The organism is Dysosmobacter sp. Phy (assembly GCF_054476235.1).
On the sequence record NZ_CM136997.1, the window covers coordinates 2,582,973 to 2,597,955 of the forward strand.

Consider the following 14,983-nt stretch of genomic DNA (forward strand, 5'->3'; position numbering starts at 1 on the left):
AGGCCCTGATCGCCATGAGCGGCGGCGTTGACAGCAGCGTCGCCGCTCTGCTGACCAAGCGCATGGGCTATGCGTGCATCGGCTGCACCATGAAGCTGTATGACGCTCCCGATGACGGCGCTGCGCGGGGGCGGAGCTGCTGTGTGCTGGAGGATGTGGAGGACGCGCGCAGCATCGCCCTGAGAATGGGAATGCCGTATTACGTGTTCAATTTTAAAGATGCGTTCCGCAGCAGGGTCCTTGAAAAATTCATCAGAAGCTATGAGGCCGGCAGAACGCCCAACCCCTGCGTGGATTGCAACCGGTATTTAAAATTCGACCGGCTTTTTGAGCGGGCGCGGGTACTTGGCTGCGACCGGATCGTAACCGGCCACTATGCCCGGATTGCATTCAACGGCAAGGAGTATGTGCTGAAAAAAGCACTTGATCCGTCCAAAGACCAGAGCTATTTTCTGTACGCGATGACGCAGGAGCAGCTGAGCCGAACGCTCTTTCCGCTGGGAGCGCTCCGCAAGAGCGAAACGCGGAAAATCGCCAAAGAGGCCGGCTTTGTCAATGCGGACAAGCCGGACAGCCAGGATATTTGCTTTGTCCCGAACGGCGACTATGCCCGTGTGATCGAAAGCTATACGGGAAAGCGATGCCCAGAGGGGGTGTTCCAAACGACAAGCGGCGAGGTGCTGGGGAGGCACCGCGGAATCATCCGCTATACCATTGGGCAGCGCAAGGGACTTGGAATTTCCTCCCGGAGGCCGCTTTATGTCTGCGGAATTCAGGCAGAGGACCATACCGTCGTTGTTGGAAACTGGGAGGAGCTGTTTTCCAGGACCGTGATCCTCTCAGACGTTCACTGGATCTGCGGCAAAACTCCCGATTTCCCCTTTCGCTGCTTTGCCAAAATACGCTCACGGCAGCAGGAGCAGCCGGTGACGGTCTATCCGCAGGGAGCCGGCGGCGTGCGGATCGAGTTCGACCGGCCCCAGCGGGCCGTCACCCCCGGCCAGGCCGCGGTTCTGTACGACGGAGAAACGGTCCTGGGCGGCGGTGAGATCCAAAGCGCCGGCGGCACTTGATGCCTTGTGAGCGTTGTGCTATGATGAGATTCAAAGGGGGAACCTGTCATGCTGGTATCCACAAGAGGACGCTACGCCCTGCGCGTCATGATCGACCTGGCGGAACACGGCGACGGCAAATACATGGCTATGAAATCGGTCGCGGAACGGCAGGAGATCTCTCTGAAATATATGGAGAAAATCCTTCGGCTGCTTGTTTCCGCCAATCTGATCGAGGGCGTGCAGGGAAAAGGAGGCGGTTACCGCCTTACCCGCGCCCCGCAGGATTATCCCATCAATGAGATCCTGCAGCTGACGGAAGGCAGCCTTGCGCCGGTGTCTTGTCTGGAATGCGGCGCAGAGGCGTGCAAACGCGCCGCGGAATGCCGCACACTTCCCATGTGGACGGAGCTGGGGCAGCTCGTCAACGGGTATTTGGAGAAGATCACGCTGGCGGATCTGATGAAAAAATGACTGTGCGGCGTGACACTGCCCGCAGCATTTTCCCTTAAATTCATGCAGCGCGGACAAGCGAGGGCGCTTGTCCGCGCTGCTGTATCATTTCGCCAAAGAGGGGAAAATTCCTCGCTTTCCAAATCCTGCCCGCTGCGGGCGGACCGCTCATGCCAGAAACAGCGACACGGCGCAGTACACCAGCAGCAGCGCCATCACCGTGTTGGCGGGCTTTGCGTGCTGGGAGAACAGCCGGCGGAACACGGATCCGAAGGCGCACCAGCACAGGCAGAAGAGGTAGCCGATGAAGGCCAGCAGCAGGGCGAAGCCCACCAGGGGCAAAGGCTCCGTGTGGTAGTAGGGGAGGATGTAGGCCTCCATGGACATGATGCAGTAGATGTAGATCTTGGGGTTGACGAACTGCAGCAGCAGCCCCGCCAGGAAGCCGTCCCGGGAGTGGTCCTCCTCCACGCCGGAGCTGCGGAAGGTCTCCCAGGCCAGATACAGCATGTACAGGGCCCCCAGGATCAGCATGGGCAGCTTGATTTTGGGGATCAGGGCCGACAGGGCGCCGCAGAAGGCGGTGCACAGCAGCATCACCGCGGTGAAGCCCACCCAGATGCCGAAGGTGAAGGGCATGGCGCCCCGGAACCCCTTCCGGCTGCCGTTGGACATGGACATGATGTTGTTGGGGCCCGGCGTCACGGCGGTGATGACGGCATAGGTCAAAAACGAGAACCAGGGAAACATATTTGACAAGCCCTCCCTCTGAATGATATGATACTGATATGATCGTACAATATCTTGGATTTCCTTTATATTGTATGAGCAATCCGATATATTGTCAAGAGGGAATGCTATGGATATTACGAACGTGGTGGCGGGCAACGCCCGGCGGATCCGGGAGGAGAAGAAGCTGACGCTGGACGCGGCGGCGGCGGCCACCGGCGTGTCCCGCAGCATGCTGGCCCAGATCGAGAAGGGAGAGGTGAACCCCACCATCTCCGTGCTGTGGAAGATGGCCAACGGCTACAAGGTCTCCTTCACGTCGCTGGTGGAGCCCCGGGGGAGCGGGGTGTCCGTGCTGCGGCAGGGGGAGACGGCGCCCCTGGCCGAGGACGACGGGCGGTATCTGAACTACCCGCTGTTCGCCTTTGATGAGCAGAAGCTCTTCGAGACCTACCGCATCGTGATCCTGCCGGGCGGCGCCCTGTCCGCCCAGCCCCACCTGGCCGGGTCGGAGGAGTATGTCACCGTCTTTGCGGGCCGGGCGGAGATCACCGTGGACGGCCGCAGCTTTGCGCTGGAAAAGGGTGACTCCATCCACTTCCTGGCCGACGCGCCTCACGCCTACCGCAACCCGGGGCAGGAGACCGCGGAGCTGAGCATGCTGATCTACTATGGAAGGGCCACCTGAGCGGACGAACGGAGGGGGACCCAATTTGGGTCCCCCTCCGTGTATCCTCCGGCTTGGGAGTATTTACAATCCGGCATCCCGCTGCGCTTCCAGCACTCTTCGGGCGAAGGCCTCCATGGAGCAGTCCTCCACGGTTTCGCCGGGCCGGAGTACCAGGTCGAAAAAGCAGCTGGGGATCTCGCGCTTGCGCAGCTCCTTCTCGATGCACAGGGAGCAGCCCTGGTCATGGTTGGAAGGGTGGCAGCGGCAGGCGGTGTTGCGGCAGGGGCAGAAGTGGTCCATGACAGCCTCCTTTACGAACATGGGAAAAAAAGAGATCCCGGACCGAAGTCCGGGATCTTTGTTTGTCCAAGTCAGATCGCTCTGGTGACTTTGCCGGAACGCATACACCGGGTACAAACATACACATGGCGGGGAGAACCGTTGACGATCGCCTTCACACGCTTGACGTTGGGCTTCCATGTACGGTTGGAACGCCGATGAGAGTGGGAGACCTTGATGCCAAAGGTAACGCCCTTGTCGCAGAACTCGCACTTAGCCATCCGTTGCACCTCCTTGCTGTTGCGTACTTCCATACCTTTTTTAGGCACAGCTGATATCATATCAGAAAACTTTCTGAAATGCAAGCAAAAATTTCAAAAAATCCAAAGGTTTTTTCCGGGGCTCCTCCGGGCCCGCCGAAGGGGCTGGGTGTTGCGAAAACGGGCAAAGTAAGATATAATAAACACAGTATAGCGCCGCTTCAAAAAGAGGCGGCAGAGTGGGCGCGCCGGAGTGTGCGGCGGCCGGAAAGGGAATGGAAAAGGCTATGCAGGAACGCGGACTGAAGATGTCGGAATTTGTGGCTCAATTCAATCTGGAGGTGCTGAACAAGGGCGCCGATTTTGACACCATGCTGTTGACCATCACGGATGTGAACCGCCCCGGCCTCCAGTTCCACGATTTTTACGACTATTTTGACCCCCGCCGCCTCCAGGTGGTGGGCAAGGCGGAGATCACCTATCTGAAGGGGCTGACGGAGCAGCGGCGGCGCAAGTGCTTTGACGACCTCTTTCTCTATGACATCCCGGCCCTGGTGATCTCCCGGGGGCTGGACTGCTTCCCGGAGTGCCTGGACAGCGCCAGGGAGCATGACCGGACCCTGCTGCGGACGGAGGACACCACCGTGGAGTTCACCAGCCGCACCATCGAGTTTTTGAACCGGTATCTGGCTCCCTGCGTCACCCGCCACGGCGTGCTGCTGGACATCTCCGGCGAGGGCGTCATGATCACCGGCGACTCCGGCATCGGCAAGAGCGAGTCCGCCATCGAGCTGATCATGCGGGGCCACCGGCTGGTGGCCGACGACGCGGTGGAGATCCGCCGCATCTCCAACCAGCTCATCGGCACCGCGCCGGAGGTGATCCGTCACTACATCGAGCTGCGGGGCATCGGCGTCATCGACGTGCGCCAGCTCTTCGGCATGAGCGCCATCCGCGCCGAGTCCCAGATCAACCTGGTGGTCCAGTTCGAGCAGTGGGACAACACGAAGTTCTACGACCGGCTGGGCATCGAGGACCACTACATCGATATCCTGGATATCCAGGTGCCCTGCGTCACCATCCCTGTGCGGCCGGGCCGGAACCTGGCCAGCATCGTGGAGGTGGCGGCCATGAACAACCGCCACCGGCGGTACGGCTACAACGCCGCCCAGGAGCTGGCCCAGCGGGTGGACCTGCGGGCCGAGGGCAAGACCAAGGGCTGAACGGAGGAACGAGGAGATGTTTGTTGGCATTGACGTGGGCGGCACCAACCTCAAGGCCGGCCTTGTGGACGGCGAGGGCCGCCTGCTGGCGGCGGCCCGGCGCCCGCTGCACTTTTCCGGGGCGGAGGCCTTCGCCGCGGATCTTGCGGAGCTGGCCCTCCAGGCGGTGCGACAGGGCGGCGCGGCACCGGAGGACCTGGAGTCCGTGGGCATCGGCCTGCCCGGCGCTGTGGACGGCGGCGAGGTGGTGTACACCGCCAATATCCCTTTGAAGCACGTGCCGCTGGAGCGTCTGTTCCGGCAGCATCTGGATATCCCCGTGTACCTGGGCAACGACGCCGACTGCGCCGCCGTGGGCGAGTTCTTCTGCGGCGCGGGCCGGGGCTGCCGGGACTTTGTGGTGGTGACCCTGGGCACCGGCATCGGCGCCGGGATCATCCTGAACGGCCGCCTTCAGGGCGGCGCCGCCTCCAGCGAGGCGGGCCACATGGCGATCATGCAGGGAGGCGAGCTGTGCAACTGCGGCCGCCGGGGCTGCTGGGAGCGGTACGCCTCCGCCACGGCCCTGATCGCCCAGACCCGGGCCGCCATGGAGGCCCACCCGGAGAGCGGCCTCCGCGCCGCGGCGGAGGCCCTGGGGGCCGTGGACGGCCGCACCGCCTTCCAGGCGGCTCTGGCCGGGGACGAGACGGCCCTGGCGGTGTGCCGGCAGTATGTGGAGTACCTGGCCGGCGGCACCACCAGCCTCATCAACATCCTGCGGCCGGAGGCGGTGGCCATCGGCGGCGGTGTGGCGGCTGCGCCGGAGCAGCTGCTGCTGGAGCCCCTGCGCCGCATCGTGGAGCAGGAGGCCTACGCCCGCCACGGCGGCCGGGTCACCCGGGTGGTCCGGGCGGAACTGGGCAACGACGCCGGCATCATCGGCGCGGCGTTTTTGGAAAAGGTCCTGTGAGAACAAGATCGAGCCGCCGGCCTTCGGGCCGGCGGGATTCGTTGAGCGCCCGGAGGCGCGGAGGGAGACGCTATGGATTGGTGGACTGGATTTGACAAGAAGATGGCGGACTATCTGCCGGACCTGAAGATCGCGGAGGAGGAGCCCATGAGCCGGCACACCTCCTTCCGCATCGGCGGGCCCGCCCGGCGGATGGCGTTTCCAACGTCGGGGGCACAGCTGGTGCTGCTGATGAGCTTTGCGGCCGAGTGCGGGGCAAGGCCCCTGGTCGTCGGCCGGGGCACCAACCTCCTCTGCCCGGACGAGGGCCTGGACCGGCTGGTGGTGGAGACCTCCGGCCTTTCCCGGCTGGAGCTGGGGGAGGAGCCGGACACGATCCTGGCCGAGAGCGGCGTGTCCCTGGCCCGGCTGGGGGAGTTCGCCTGCCAGCAGGGCCTGACGGGCCTGGAATTCGCCCACGGCATCCCCGGCAGCGTGGGCGGCGGTGTGTGCATGAACGCCGGGGCCTATGACGGAGAGATGAAGCAGGTGGTCTCCGGTGTTTCGGTGCTGTTCCCGGAGGAGGGGGTCAAATTCCTCTCCGGGGAGGAGATGGCCTTCGGCTACCGCCGCAGCCTCCTCACCGACCATCCCGAGGCGGTGGTGCTCCACGCGGTGTTCCGCCTGACGCCGGGGGACGGCGAGGCCATCCGGCAGAAGATGCGGACGCTGATGGACCGCCGCCGGGCCAGCCAGCCCCTGGAACTGCCCAGCGCCGGCAGCACCTTCAAGCGGCCCCAGGGTCATTTCGCCGGGACGCTGATCGACCAGTGCGGCCTCAAGGGCCTGACCGTGGGCGGCGCCCAGGTCAGCGAGAAGCACGCGGGCTTCGTGGTCAACCGGGGCGGCGCCACCTGCGCCGACGTGGAGGCCCTGATCGCCGAGATCCAGAGACGGGTCCTGGACCGGACCGGCGTGGCCCTGGAGCCGGAAGTGAAGATCATCCGGAACTGAGCGTTCCGGCGAACCATCAGGAGGTGGATACTGTGGAAATCCTTATCATCTCCGGCCTCTCCGGCGGGGGAAAGAGCAAGGCGGCCTCCTTCCTGGAGGACATGGGCTTTTACATCGTGGACAATATGCCCGCCGCCATGATTTTGAAATTTGCGGAGTTCTGCGCCGGGGTCAGCGGCCGGTACGACCGGGTGGCCCTGGTGTACGACGTGCGCACCGCCAGCTCCTTCACGGAGCTGTTCGACGTGCTGGATAAGCTCAAATCCATGGGCCTTTGCCGGATGCTGTTCCTGGAGGCGGCGCCGGAGACCATCATCAAGCGCTACAAGGAGACCCGCCGCCGCCATCCCCTGCGGGGGGAGACGGACTCTCTGGAGGAGGCGGTCCGCCGGGAGCGGGAGATGATGCAGCCGGTGAAGGAGCGGGCGGACTATGTGATCGACACCTCCCGCACCTCCACCGCCCAGCTGCGGGGCGAGCTGCTGCGGCTGTTCGGCCAGGGGGAGGAGCGGGGCGCCATGACCGTCAACGTTACCTCCTTCGGCTTCAAGTACGGCCTGCCCCTGGAGGCGGACCTGGTGCTGGACGTGCGGTTCATGCCAAACCCCTTCTACATTCAGGACCTGCGTCCCAAGACCGGGCTGGACAAGGCGGTGGCGGACTATGTGTTCAGCTTCCAGCAGACCCGGGACTTCATGAAGAAGCTGGAGGACCTGCTCTCCTTCACCTTGCCTCTGTACGCCGAGGAGGGCAAGACCTCCCTGACCATCGCCGTGGGCTGCACCGGCGGCCACCACCGCTCCGTGGCGGTGACCCACGCCCTGACGGACTTCATCCGCCAGCAGGGCTATTCTGTGACGGAAAACCACCGGGACATGTCCCGCAGCAGCTGAGAGAGAGGTGCCCATGGAATACCAACCGGCCCCGTACCGCCTGCCCAGGTCCCACGGACCCCGGATCGCCGTCATCGGCGGCGGCCACGGCCTGGCCAATATGCTGCGGGGATTGAAGCAGTACACGGAGAACCTGGCCGCCGTGGTGACGGTGGCCGACGACGGCGGCGGCTCCGGCAGGCTGCGCCAGGACCTGGGGATGCCGCCGCCCGGCGACATCCGCAACTGCATGGAGGCCCTGGCCAACACCGAGCCGGTCATGCGGGAGCTGCTCAGCTACCGCTTCACCGAGGGGTCTCTGGCGGGCCAGAGCTTCGGAAACCTCTTTCTCGCAGCCCTCAACGGCATCTCGCCCACCTTTGACGCGGCGGTCAGCCGCATGAGCGAGGTCCTGGCCATCACCGGCCGGGTGCTGCCGGTGACCACCGCCGACGTGCGGCTGGAGGCGGAGTTCGAAAACGGCGCCAGCGTGGTGGGGGAGTCTAAAATCTTCTACTGCAAGAAGAAGGAGGACTGCCGCATCCGCCAGGTGCGGCTGCTGCCGGAGCATCCCAAGGCCCTGCCGGAGGCGCTGACGGCCATCCGGGAGGCGGACATGATCGTACTGGGGCCCGGGAGCCTCTACACCAGCATCATCCCCAACCTCCTGGTGGACGGCATCCCCGAGGCCATCCAGGCCTCCAACGCGCTGAAGATCTACGTCTGCAACGTCATGACCCAGGAGGGGGAGACGGAGGGGTACACCGTCTCCGACCACATCGCGGCCCTCTTCGCCCACTCGGCGCCGGGCCTTTTTGACCTGTGCCTGACCAATTCCTCCCCCATCCCCAGAGACGTGGCCGCCCGGTACGCTCAGGAGGGAGCCGCGCCCCTGTACGGCGACCGGGAGGCGTGCGCCGCCCTGGGCGTGGAGGTGGTGGACCGGCCCATCGCCACCGTGGAACAGGGCTTCGTCCGCCACCATCCGGACCACCTGGCCCGGGAGCTGATTTTGCTCCACGCCGAGCGCAGCGTCCGCATCGCCGGGGACCGCTACGACTTCCGCCGCAGCGCCTCCCACGTGGAGGGGCGGAGCCGCCGCTGAACACTACGAAAGGAGCGACGCCATGTCCTTTTCCTTCGACGCCAAAAACGAGCTGTGCCGCCTGCCGGTGCAGAAGCTCTGCTGCGCCAGGGCGGAGGCCTACGGCATCCTGCTCTACTGCAACACCTTCAGCGCATCGGAGGTGCGCATCGTCACCGAGAACCCCAACTTTGCCGCCCGCCTGCCAAAGCTCTTTCACCGGGCCTTCAGCATCCGCTTTGACCGCCAGCCGGAGCCGGGGGCGCCGGGGAAGATGGTGTTCCAGATCACGGAGCGGCGGAAGCTGGAGCGGATCACCGACATGCTGGGCTACGACCTGCGGCAGAACCTGGTGCTCCACATCAACTTCGCCCTGCTGGAGGAGGAGTGCTGCAAGGCCTCCTTCCTGCGGGGGGTGTTTTTCGCCGGGGGCAGCATCACCGACCCCATGAAGCGCTACCACCTGGAGCTGACTACCTCCCACCAGCAGGCCAGCCGGGAGCTGGACGTGCTGCTGCGGGAGAGCGGCTACCCGCCCAAGAGCGTCAGACGCAACGGCAGCTTCGTCACTTACTTCAAGCAGAGCGACCAGATCGAGGATTTTCTCACCCTGATCGGGGCGCCGGTGGCGGCCATGAACGTCATGACCGCCAAGATGGAGAAGGACCTCCGGAACAGCGTCAACCGCCGGCTCAACTGCGACAGCGCCAACCTGGACAAGGCGGTGCTGGCGGCCCAGGAGCAGCTGGAGGCCATCCGCCGCCTGCGCGCCTCCGGGCAGATGGAGACCCTGCCGGAGAAGCTGAAGGCCACGGCGGCCCTGCGGGAGGCCCACCCGGAGCTGAGCCTCTCCGAGCTGGCGGAGACCTTTGACCCGCCGGTGACCAAGTCCTGCCTCAGCCACCGCCTGCGGAAGATCATGCAGCTGGCGGAATGACTGTAAAGTAAAAATACATAACAGATAGAAGGAGGAGAATTTTTATATGGACCGCTGTGCAAAAGCCTATGAATACCACAAGCAGGGATACAACTGCGCCCAGTCCGTGGCGGGCGCCTTCGCGGATCTGACGGGTCTGGCCCCGGAGCAGCTGATGGCCGCCACCGGCGGCTTCGGCGGCGGCGTGGGCGGCAGCCACGCGGAGGTGTGCGGCGCCGTCAGCGGCGGCGTGCTGGTGCTGAGCCTGCTGCACCCCCACACCGACGGGGCCGACAGGGCGGGGAAGGTGGCCGTCTATGCCAAGACCAAGGAGTTCCGCCGCCGGTTCGAGGAGGTGTTCGGCCTGACCCGCTGCGGCGAGCTGCTGAAGGCCCGCCCCGGCGTCACGGACAAGAACCCCGCCGCGCAGCGGCTGGGCGTCACCGCCCACTGCGACAACATGGTCGTCACCGCTGTGGAGATCGTGGAGCAGATGCTGGCGGAGGAGCAGGGCTGAGTCAAGCCGTACCGGAGGGGGAGGCGCAGGTGTGAGGGACCGGAGTGAGATACGGACCGGAGGCGGTCCTGTGCTCCATGTGTGGCATACCGCCCTGGCGCCGGAGCAGTTCCAGGCCCGGATCCGGACCCGGGCCCGGTCCTTCGGGCCGGACTGGCGCCTTCACTGGAAGGCGGTCCGGGGCGGATACCGGCTGTGGCTGTGTCCGGAGCTGCCGGTATTCCGGGTGCGGGGCCAGCTGCCCCTGCGGCTGTGGGTGCGGCCGGAGGGGGAGGGCTGCCGCGTGACCGGAGTCTTTGCGCCACCCCTGTGGTCGCTGGCTCTGGATGCGCTGGCGCCGCCGGCGCTGACGTGCGTGGCTTCGCTTCGGACCGGCCGGATGACCCCCTGGTGGGTCCCGGCGGCCATGACCGTCTTTTTGCTGCTGGTCCCCCGAATGTTCACCGCCTGGGGCCGGGACCGGCGTTTGCTGCGGTGGGTCGGGGAGGACCTGCTGGGCGGCGGAGCGGGGAGCGGCCCTGCTCCCCGGACCTTTGAAAAAGGAGGGGACTGCCATGAAAAAGGGGGATGAATGGGACTGCCGTCAGGCGCTGAAGATGTCCCATATTCTGTTTTTCAGCGGCTTTTTGCTGGTGATGGCCGGCGGTCTGGTGCTGTGCGTGAGCACGGCGCCCCGGGCGCTGGCGGCTCTGCTGATGGCCGGCGGGGCGGTGCTGCTGATCGCCGGGCTGATCCTGGCCGCCTGGAAGGTGCGCTGTCCCCACTGTGGGGCGTCCCTGATGCTGGGAGGCCGTCTGCCCCTGAGCCTGCCTCCCCACTGCCCCGGCTGCGGAGAAAAGCTGTGAGGTGCCTGTGAACAGACATTCCATGAACCACCGCCGGATGCGGGCCATCCGGATCGTGTTTTACAGCGGCCTGGGACTGCTGGTACCGGCCTGGGCCGCCGCCTGCTGCTGGGAGCATTTGGCCATGGCCCTGCTGGGTCTCGCCCTGGGTGCCATCCTCCTGGCCTCGCTGGCCTCCCTATGGGTGCGCTGCCCGGTCTGCGGAGCCAATCTCTGCCGGGGCATGCGCCTGCCCGGCCAGCTGCCCAGGTTCTGTCCCCGCTGCGGGTCAGAGGTGAAGTGACCTGCTGCCGCAGCGCAACTATCGGAAAGGAGACCGCCCATGTCCTTTGTCCATCTCCATGTGCATACGGAGTTCAGCCTCCTGGACGGCGCCTGCCGCATCAAGGACCTGCCCCAGGTCGTCAAAGACATGGGGCAGACCGCCTGCGCCATCACGGACCACGGCGTCATGTACGGCGCCATCGACTTCTACCGCGCCTGCAAGGCGGCGGGGGTCAAGCCCATCATCGGCTGCGAGGTCTACGTGACGCCCCAGGGCCGGTCCCGGTTCGACAAGGTCCACGAGTTCGACGCCGAGAGCCGCCATCTGGTGCTGCTGTGCGAGAACGAGGAGGGCTACCGAAACCTCTCCTACCTGGTCTCCGCCGGGTGGACCGAGGGCTTTTACATCAAGCCCCGGATCGACCAGGGGCTGCTGCGGCAGCACAGCGGCGGTCTCATCGCCCTTTCCGCGTGTCTCGCCGGAGAGATCCCCCGGCGGCTGCGCAACGGCGAGTATGCGAGCGCCAAAAACTACGCCCTGGAGATGGCGGAGCTGTTCGGACCGGAACGGTTCTACCTGGAGCTCCAGGACCACGGCATCCCGGAGCAGCGGCAGGTGAACCAGGGAATTTTGCGCATCCACCAGGAGACCGGCATCCCCATGGTCTGCACCAACGACGCTCACTACCTGCGAAAAGAGGACGCCGAGGCCCACGACGTGCTGCTGTGCATCCAGACCGGCAAGACCATCGACGACGAGAACCGGATGCGCTACGAGCCGCGGAACTTCTACCTGCGCAGCGAGGAGGAGATGCGGGCCCTCTTCGACGGCTTTGAAGGGGCGCTGGACAATACCGTGAAGGTCGCGGAGATGTGCAACCTGGAATTTACCTTCGGCAAGTACCACCTGCCGGAGTTCCAGCTGCCCCCGGGCTACGACAGCTTCACCTATCTCAAAAAGCTCTGCGACGAGGGCTACCGGGAGCGCTACGGCGACGACGACAGCCACCGCCAGCAGCTGACCTATGAACAGAACATGATCGAGAAGATGGGCTTCACCGACTACTTCCTCATCGTCTCCGACTTCGTCCGCTACGCCAAGGGCGCCGGGATCCCCGTGGGCCCTGGCCGCGGCAGCGCCGCGGGCAGCATGGTCAGCTACTGCCTCCACATCACCGACATCGACCCGGTGAAATACAGCCTCTACTTCGAGCGGTTTTTGAACCCGGAGCGGGTCAGTATGCCGGATATCGACATGGACTTCGGCGACACTCGCCGGGGCGAGGTGGTGGACTACGTCCGCCGCAAGTACGGCGACGACCGCGTGGCCCAGATCGTCACCTTCGGCACCATGGCCGCCAGGGGCGTCATCCGGGACGTGGGCCGGGTCATGAACATGCCCTACGCCGAGGTGGACCAGATCGCCAAGCAGGTGCCGGGCGCCCTGCACATCACCCTGGAGGACGCCCTGCGCCTCAGTAAGCCCCTGCGGGAGCTGTACGACACCGACGAGCGGGTGAAAAAGCTCATCGACACCGCCAAGGCCCTGGAAGGGATGCCCCGCCACGCCTCCACCCACGCCGCCGGCGTGGTCATCACCCGGCGGCCGGTGTACGAGTACGTGCCCCTGGCGAAAAACGACGACGCCGTGGTCTGCCAGTACGTCATGACCACCCTGGAGGAACTGGGCCTTCTCAAAATGGACTTTCTGGGCCTGCGGAACCTGACGGTGCTGGACGACGCGGTGAAGATGGTCCAGGAGCGCCAGCCGGACTTCCGGCTGGAGGACATCCCCGAGGACGATGCGGAGACCTTCGCCATGCTCTCCGCGGGAAAGACCAGCGGCGTGTTCCAGGTGGAGTCCGCCGGCATGACCGGCGTGTGCGTGGGCCTCAAGCCCCGCAGCATCGAGGACATCACCGCCATCATCGCCCTGTACCGCCCGGGACCCATGGACTCCATCCCCCGCTTCATCGCCTGCTCCCAGGACCCCAGCAAGATCAAGTACCTGCACCCATCCCTGGAGCCGATTTTGTCCGTCACTTACGGCTGCATCGTCTACCAGGAGCAGGTCATCCAGATCTTCCAGCAGCTGGCGGGGTACTCCCTGGGCCAGGCGGACATGGTGCGCCGGGCCATGAGCAAGAAGAAGGCCAAGGACATCGAGCGGGAGCGGGAGGCCTTCCTCCACGGGGACCGGTCGCGGAACATCACCGGCTGCGTGGCAAACGGCATCCCGGAGGCCACCGCCCAGGCCATCTACCAGGACATCTACGACTTCGCCAACTACGCCTTCAACAAGGCCCACGCCGTCTCCTACGCCGTGGTGGCCTACCAGACCGCCTGGTTCAAGTGCCACCACACCCGGGAGTACATGGCGGCGCTGCTGACCAGCGTGCTGGACAACTCCGATAAGGTGGCCGGCTACATCAACGAGTGCCGGGAGTGCGGCATCGCCCTGCTGCCGCCGGACATCAACCGCTCCGCCGACCGCTTCACCGTGGAGGAGGGGGGCATCCGCTTCGGATTGGTCGCCATCAAGAACATCGGCAGGGGGTTCATCCTCTCGGTGATGGAGGAGCGGAAAAAGGCGCCCTTCCGGTCCCTCCAGGACTTCTGCGAGCGCATGGGCGGGGGAGACATCAACAAGCGGGCGGTGGAGAACCTGATCCGCTCCGGCGCCTTCGACTCCACCGGCGCCCGCCGGTCCCAGCTGATCCAGGTGTACGAGTCCATCATGGACGCCGTGGCCGACAGCCTCCGCCAGAACCTGGAGGGGCAGCTGGACTTCTTCTCCATGGCGATGGGACAGCAGGACGCAGCGCCTGTAAAGGAGATCCCCCTGCCGGATATCCCGGAGTTCACCCCCCAGGAGCTCATGACCATGGAGAAGGCCACCACGGGGCTGTACCTCTCCGGCCACCCCATGGACCAGTACCGCCAGGAGGTGAAGGCCCTGCGGGCCCCCACCATGGCCTCCATTCTGGAGGACTTCGCCCAGGAGGGGGGACCCACCCGCTTTGCCGACGACCAGCGGATCACCCTCTGCGGCGTCGTCACCGCCAGCAAGACCAAGACCACGAAGAACAACTCCCTCATGGCCTACGTCACCGTGGAGGACGACACCGCCTCCATGGAGCTGCTCTGCTTTGCCCGGGTGCTGGACGCCTGCGGCGCCTACCTGAAGGAGAACCAGGCGGTGGTGGTGAAGGGGCGCCTCTCCGTCCGGGACGAGAAGGCCCCCCAGGTCATGGCGGACAGCGTGTACCCGCTCTCCACCGTGAAGGGCGGCACGCCGCCGCCTCCCGCGCCGAAGGGGGAGAAGCTGCTGGAGGGGCAGACCCTCTATCTGAAATTCCCCAGCATCGACAGCCCGGCGGTGCGGCATATGAAGCTGGTGTTCAATATGTTCCCCGGCACCACGCCGGTGCGGATGGTCATGGCGGACACCCGGAAGGTCTACGCCGCCAGCGTCCTGCTGCACCGCGCCCTGGTGGAGGAGGCCCGGGAGACCCTGGGCGCGGACAACGTGGTGGTCAAGTGACCGCCGGAAACCGATAAAAAAGCGCCCCGTGTCCAGTGGACACGGGGCGCTTTTCCGTCTCAGTCGCGGAGGTTCAGCCGGAGGATCAGGCCGGTCAGTCCGGCACCGACGGTCACAAAGATCGCCTGGAGAGCCCGGAGGGCGGGGCCCTCGTTTCCGGGGATGGGGTTGGTCCGTGCCCACAGCACCAGGGCCACGGCCAGCACCGCCGCGCCGGCGGTGAAGATCCAGGCCCGCCGCTTCTTCCGCAGCAGCGCGCGCACCAGGATGCCCGCCAGCAGGGGAAGGGCCAGGAGACAGGTCCAGTTCCAGAGAATGATGCCCATAGGT

The 14,983-nt window shown here is 65.2% G+C and carries 18 protein-coding genes; 14 read left to right on the forward strand and 4 right to left on the reverse strand.

Annotated elements, in window-relative coordinates:
• Nucleotides 1-14: 14 nt before the first annotated feature.
• Complete coding sequence (gene mnmA / locus ACVDHE_RS12815; RefSeq protein ID WP_458886182.1) at nt 15-1,073, forward strand: tRNA 2-thiouridine(34) synthase MnmA; 1,059 nt, start codon at nt 15-17, stop codon at nt 1,071-1,073.
• Between the two features lie 48 nt (nt 1,074-1,121).
• Nucleotides 1,122-1,526: an RrF2 family transcriptional regulator gene (locus ACVDHE_RS12820; RefSeq protein WP_325226961.1), complete on the forward strand. Its 405-nt coding sequence runs from the start codon at nt 1,122-1,124 to the stop codon at nt 1,524-1,526.
• 147 nt (nt 1,527-1,673) lie between these two features.
• Here ACVDHE_RS12820 and ACVDHE_RS12825 read toward each other — a convergent pair whose 3' ends face one another.
• The gene (locus ACVDHE_RS12825) at nt 1,674-2,255 is read right to left on the reverse strand and encodes a LysE family transporter (protein ID WP_458884779.1); all 582 of its coding nucleotides are present in this window, start codon (nt 2,253-2,255) and stop codon (nt 1,674-1,676) included.
• 109 nt (nt 2,256-2,364) lie between these two features.
• On the opposite strand from ACVDHE_RS12825, the gene ACVDHE_RS12830 reads away from it, so the two are divergent.
• Nucleotides 2,365-2,922 carry a helix-turn-helix domain-containing protein gene (locus ACVDHE_RS12830; protein ID WP_458884780.1) on the forward strand — a complete coding sequence of 186 codons (558 nt, stop codon included), beginning with the start codon at nt 2,365-2,367 and terminating at the stop codon, nt 2,920-2,922.
• A gap of 63 nt (nt 2,923-2,985) precedes the next feature.
• On the opposite strand, the gene ACVDHE_RS12835 is transcribed toward ACVDHE_RS12830, so the two are convergent.
• Nucleotides 2,986-3,225, reverse strand: a complete 240-nt coding sequence (locus ACVDHE_RS12835) for a DUF6485 family protein (RefSeq protein WP_458884781.1) — start codon at nt 3,223-3,225, stop codon at nt 2,986-2,988.
• Nucleotides 3,226-3,275: 50 nt separating this feature from the next.
• Nucleotides 3,276-3,464 carry a 50S ribosomal protein L28 gene (rpmB, locus tag ACVDHE_RS12840; RefSeq protein WP_213038355.1) on the reverse strand — a complete coding sequence of 63 codons (189 nt, stop codon included), beginning with the start codon at nt 3,462-3,464 and terminating at the stop codon, nt 3,276-3,278.
• Between the two features lie 254 nt (nt 3,465-3,718).
• Between rpmB and hprK the strand changes: the two genes are divergently transcribed.
• From hprK to ACVDHE_RS12895, 11 genes are all read left to right on the forward strand, one after another.
• Nucleotides 3,719-4,666 (forward strand): HPr(Ser) kinase/phosphatase, encoded by a 948-nt coding sequence (gene hprK / locus ACVDHE_RS12845; RefSeq protein ID WP_458884782.1) that lies wholly within the window; start codon nt 3,719-3,721, stop codon nt 4,664-4,666.
• Between the two features lie 16 nt (nt 4,667-4,682).
• Complete coding sequence (locus tag ACVDHE_RS12850) at nt 4,683-5,618, forward strand: ROK family protein (protein WP_458884783.1); 936 nt, start codon at nt 4,683-4,685, stop codon at nt 5,616-5,618.
• 72 nt (nt 5,619-5,690) lie between these two features.
• On the forward strand, nt 5,691-6,611 hold the full coding sequence (murB, locus tag ACVDHE_RS12855; protein WP_325226951.1) for a UDP-N-acetylmuramate dehydrogenase: 921 nt from the start codon (nt 5,691-5,693) through the stop codon (nt 6,609-6,611).
• Nucleotides 6,612-6,643: 32 nt separating this feature from the next.
• Nucleotides 6,644-7,504 carry an RNase adapter RapZ gene (rapZ, locus tag ACVDHE_RS12860; RefSeq protein WP_213038359.1) on the forward strand — a complete coding sequence of 287 codons (861 nt, stop codon included), beginning with the start codon at nt 6,644-6,646 and terminating at the stop codon, nt 7,502-7,504.
• A 13-nt stretch (nt 7,505-7,517) separates the two neighbouring features.
• A complete protein-coding gene (locus ACVDHE_RS12865; protein ID WP_213038360.1) occupies nt 7,518-8,588 on the forward strand; it encodes a gluconeogenesis factor YvcK family protein in 1,071 nt (356 codons plus the stop codon).
• A gap of 22 nt (nt 8,589-8,610) precedes the next feature.
• On the forward strand, nt 8,611-9,504 hold the full coding sequence (gene whiA / locus ACVDHE_RS12870) for a DNA-binding protein WhiA (protein WP_213038361.1): 894 nt from the start codon (nt 8,611-8,613) through the stop codon (nt 9,502-9,504).
• Nucleotides 9,505-9,550: 46 nt separating this feature from the next.
• The gene (locus ACVDHE_RS12875; protein ID WP_458884784.1) at nt 9,551-10,000 is read left to right on the forward strand and encodes a C-GCAxxG-C-C family protein; all 450 of its coding nucleotides are present in this window, start codon (nt 9,551-9,553) and stop codon (nt 9,998-10,000) included.
• A 70-nt stretch (nt 10,001-10,070) separates the two neighbouring features.
• Complete coding sequence (locus ACVDHE_RS12880) at nt 10,071-10,571, forward strand: hypothetical protein (RefSeq protein ID WP_458884785.1); 501 nt, start codon at nt 10,071-10,073, stop codon at nt 10,569-10,571.
• A complete protein-coding gene (locus tag ACVDHE_RS12885; protein ID WP_213038364.1) occupies nt 10,555-10,845 on the forward strand; it encodes a hypothetical protein in 291 nt (96 codons plus the stop codon). The genes ACVDHE_RS12880 and ACVDHE_RS12885 overlap by 17 nt, the downstream gene beginning before the upstream one ends.
• Nucleotides 10,846-10,852: 7 nt before the next feature.
• Nucleotides 10,853-11,128, forward strand: coding sequence for a hypothetical protein (locus ACVDHE_RS12890; RefSeq protein ID WP_458884786.1), 276 nt, complete (start codon nt 10,853-10,855; stop codon nt 11,126-11,128).
• A gap of 39 nt (nt 11,129-11,167) precedes the next feature.
• Entirely contained in the window at nt 11,168-14,653 is a 3,486-nt protein-coding gene (locus ACVDHE_RS12895; protein ID WP_458884787.1) for a DNA polymerase III subunit alpha, read from the forward strand.
• Between the two features lie 59 nt (nt 14,654-14,712).
• Here the strand turns inward: ACVDHE_RS12895 and ACVDHE_RS12900 are convergent, their stop codons facing one another.
• A complete protein-coding gene (locus ACVDHE_RS12900) occupies nt 14,713-14,979 on the reverse strand; it encodes a hypothetical protein (RefSeq protein ID WP_458884788.1) in 267 nt (88 codons plus the stop codon).
• Nucleotides 14,980-14,983 lie beyond the last annotated feature (4 nt).

What these genes read in the sequence shown, in the direction of transcription:
- mnmA (WP_458886182.1), top strand. Translation starts at nt 15, where the DNA reads ATGAGCGGCGGCGTTGACAGCAGCGTCGCCGCTCTGCTGACCAAGCGC.
- ACVDHE_RS12820 (WP_325226961.1), top strand. Translation starts at nt 1,122, where the DNA reads ATGCTGGTATCCACAAGAGGACGCTACGCCCTGCGCGTCATGATCGAC.
- ACVDHE_RS12825 (WP_458884779.1), bottom strand. Translation starts at nt 2,255, where the DNA reads ATGTTTCCCTGGTTCTCGTTTTTGACCTATGCCGTCATCACCGCCGTG.
- ACVDHE_RS12830 (WP_458884780.1), top strand. Translation starts at nt 2,365, where the DNA reads ATGGATATTACGAACGTGGTGGCGGGCAACGCCCGGCGGATCCGGGAG.
- ACVDHE_RS12835 (WP_458884781.1), bottom strand. Translation starts at nt 3,225, where the DNA reads ATGTTCGTAAAGGAGGCTGTCATGGACCACTTCTGCCCCTGCCGCAAC.
- rpmB (WP_213038355.1), bottom strand. Translation starts at nt 3,464, where the DNA reads ATGGCTAAGTGCGAGTTCTGCGACAAGGGCGTTACCTTTGGCATCAAG.
- hprK (WP_458884782.1), top strand. Translation starts at nt 3,719, where the DNA reads ATGGAAAAGGCTATGCAGGAACGCGGACTGAAGATGTCGGAATTTGTG.
- ACVDHE_RS12850 (WP_458884783.1), top strand. Translation starts at nt 4,683, where the DNA reads ATGTTTGTTGGCATTGACGTGGGCGGCACCAACCTCAAGGCCGGCCTT.
- murB (WP_325226951.1), top strand. Translation starts at nt 5,691, where the DNA reads ATGGATTGGTGGACTGGATTTGACAAGAAGATGGCGGACTATCTGCCG.
- ACVDHE_RS12865 (WP_213038360.1), top strand. Translation starts at nt 7,518, where the DNA reads ATGGAATACCAACCGGCCCCGTACCGCCTGCCCAGGTCCCACGGACCC.
- whiA (WP_213038361.1), top strand. Translation starts at nt 8,611, where the DNA reads ATGTCCTTTTCCTTCGACGCCAAAAACGAGCTGTGCCGCCTGCCGGTG.
- ACVDHE_RS12875 (WP_458884784.1), top strand. Translation starts at nt 9,551, where the DNA reads ATGGACCGCTGTGCAAAAGCCTATGAATACCACAAGCAGGGATACAAC.
- ACVDHE_RS12885 (WP_213038364.1), top strand. Translation starts at nt 10,555, where the DNA reads ATGAAAAAGGGGGATGAATGGGACTGCCGTCAGGCGCTGAAGATGTCC.
- ACVDHE_RS12895 (WP_458884787.1), top strand. Translation starts at nt 11,168, where the DNA reads ATGTCCTTTGTCCATCTCCATGTGCATACGGAGTTCAGCCTCCTGGAC.
- ACVDHE_RS12900 (WP_458884788.1), bottom strand. Translation starts at nt 14,979, where the DNA reads ATGGGCATCATTCTCTGGAACTGGACCTGTCTCCTGGCCCTTCCCCTG.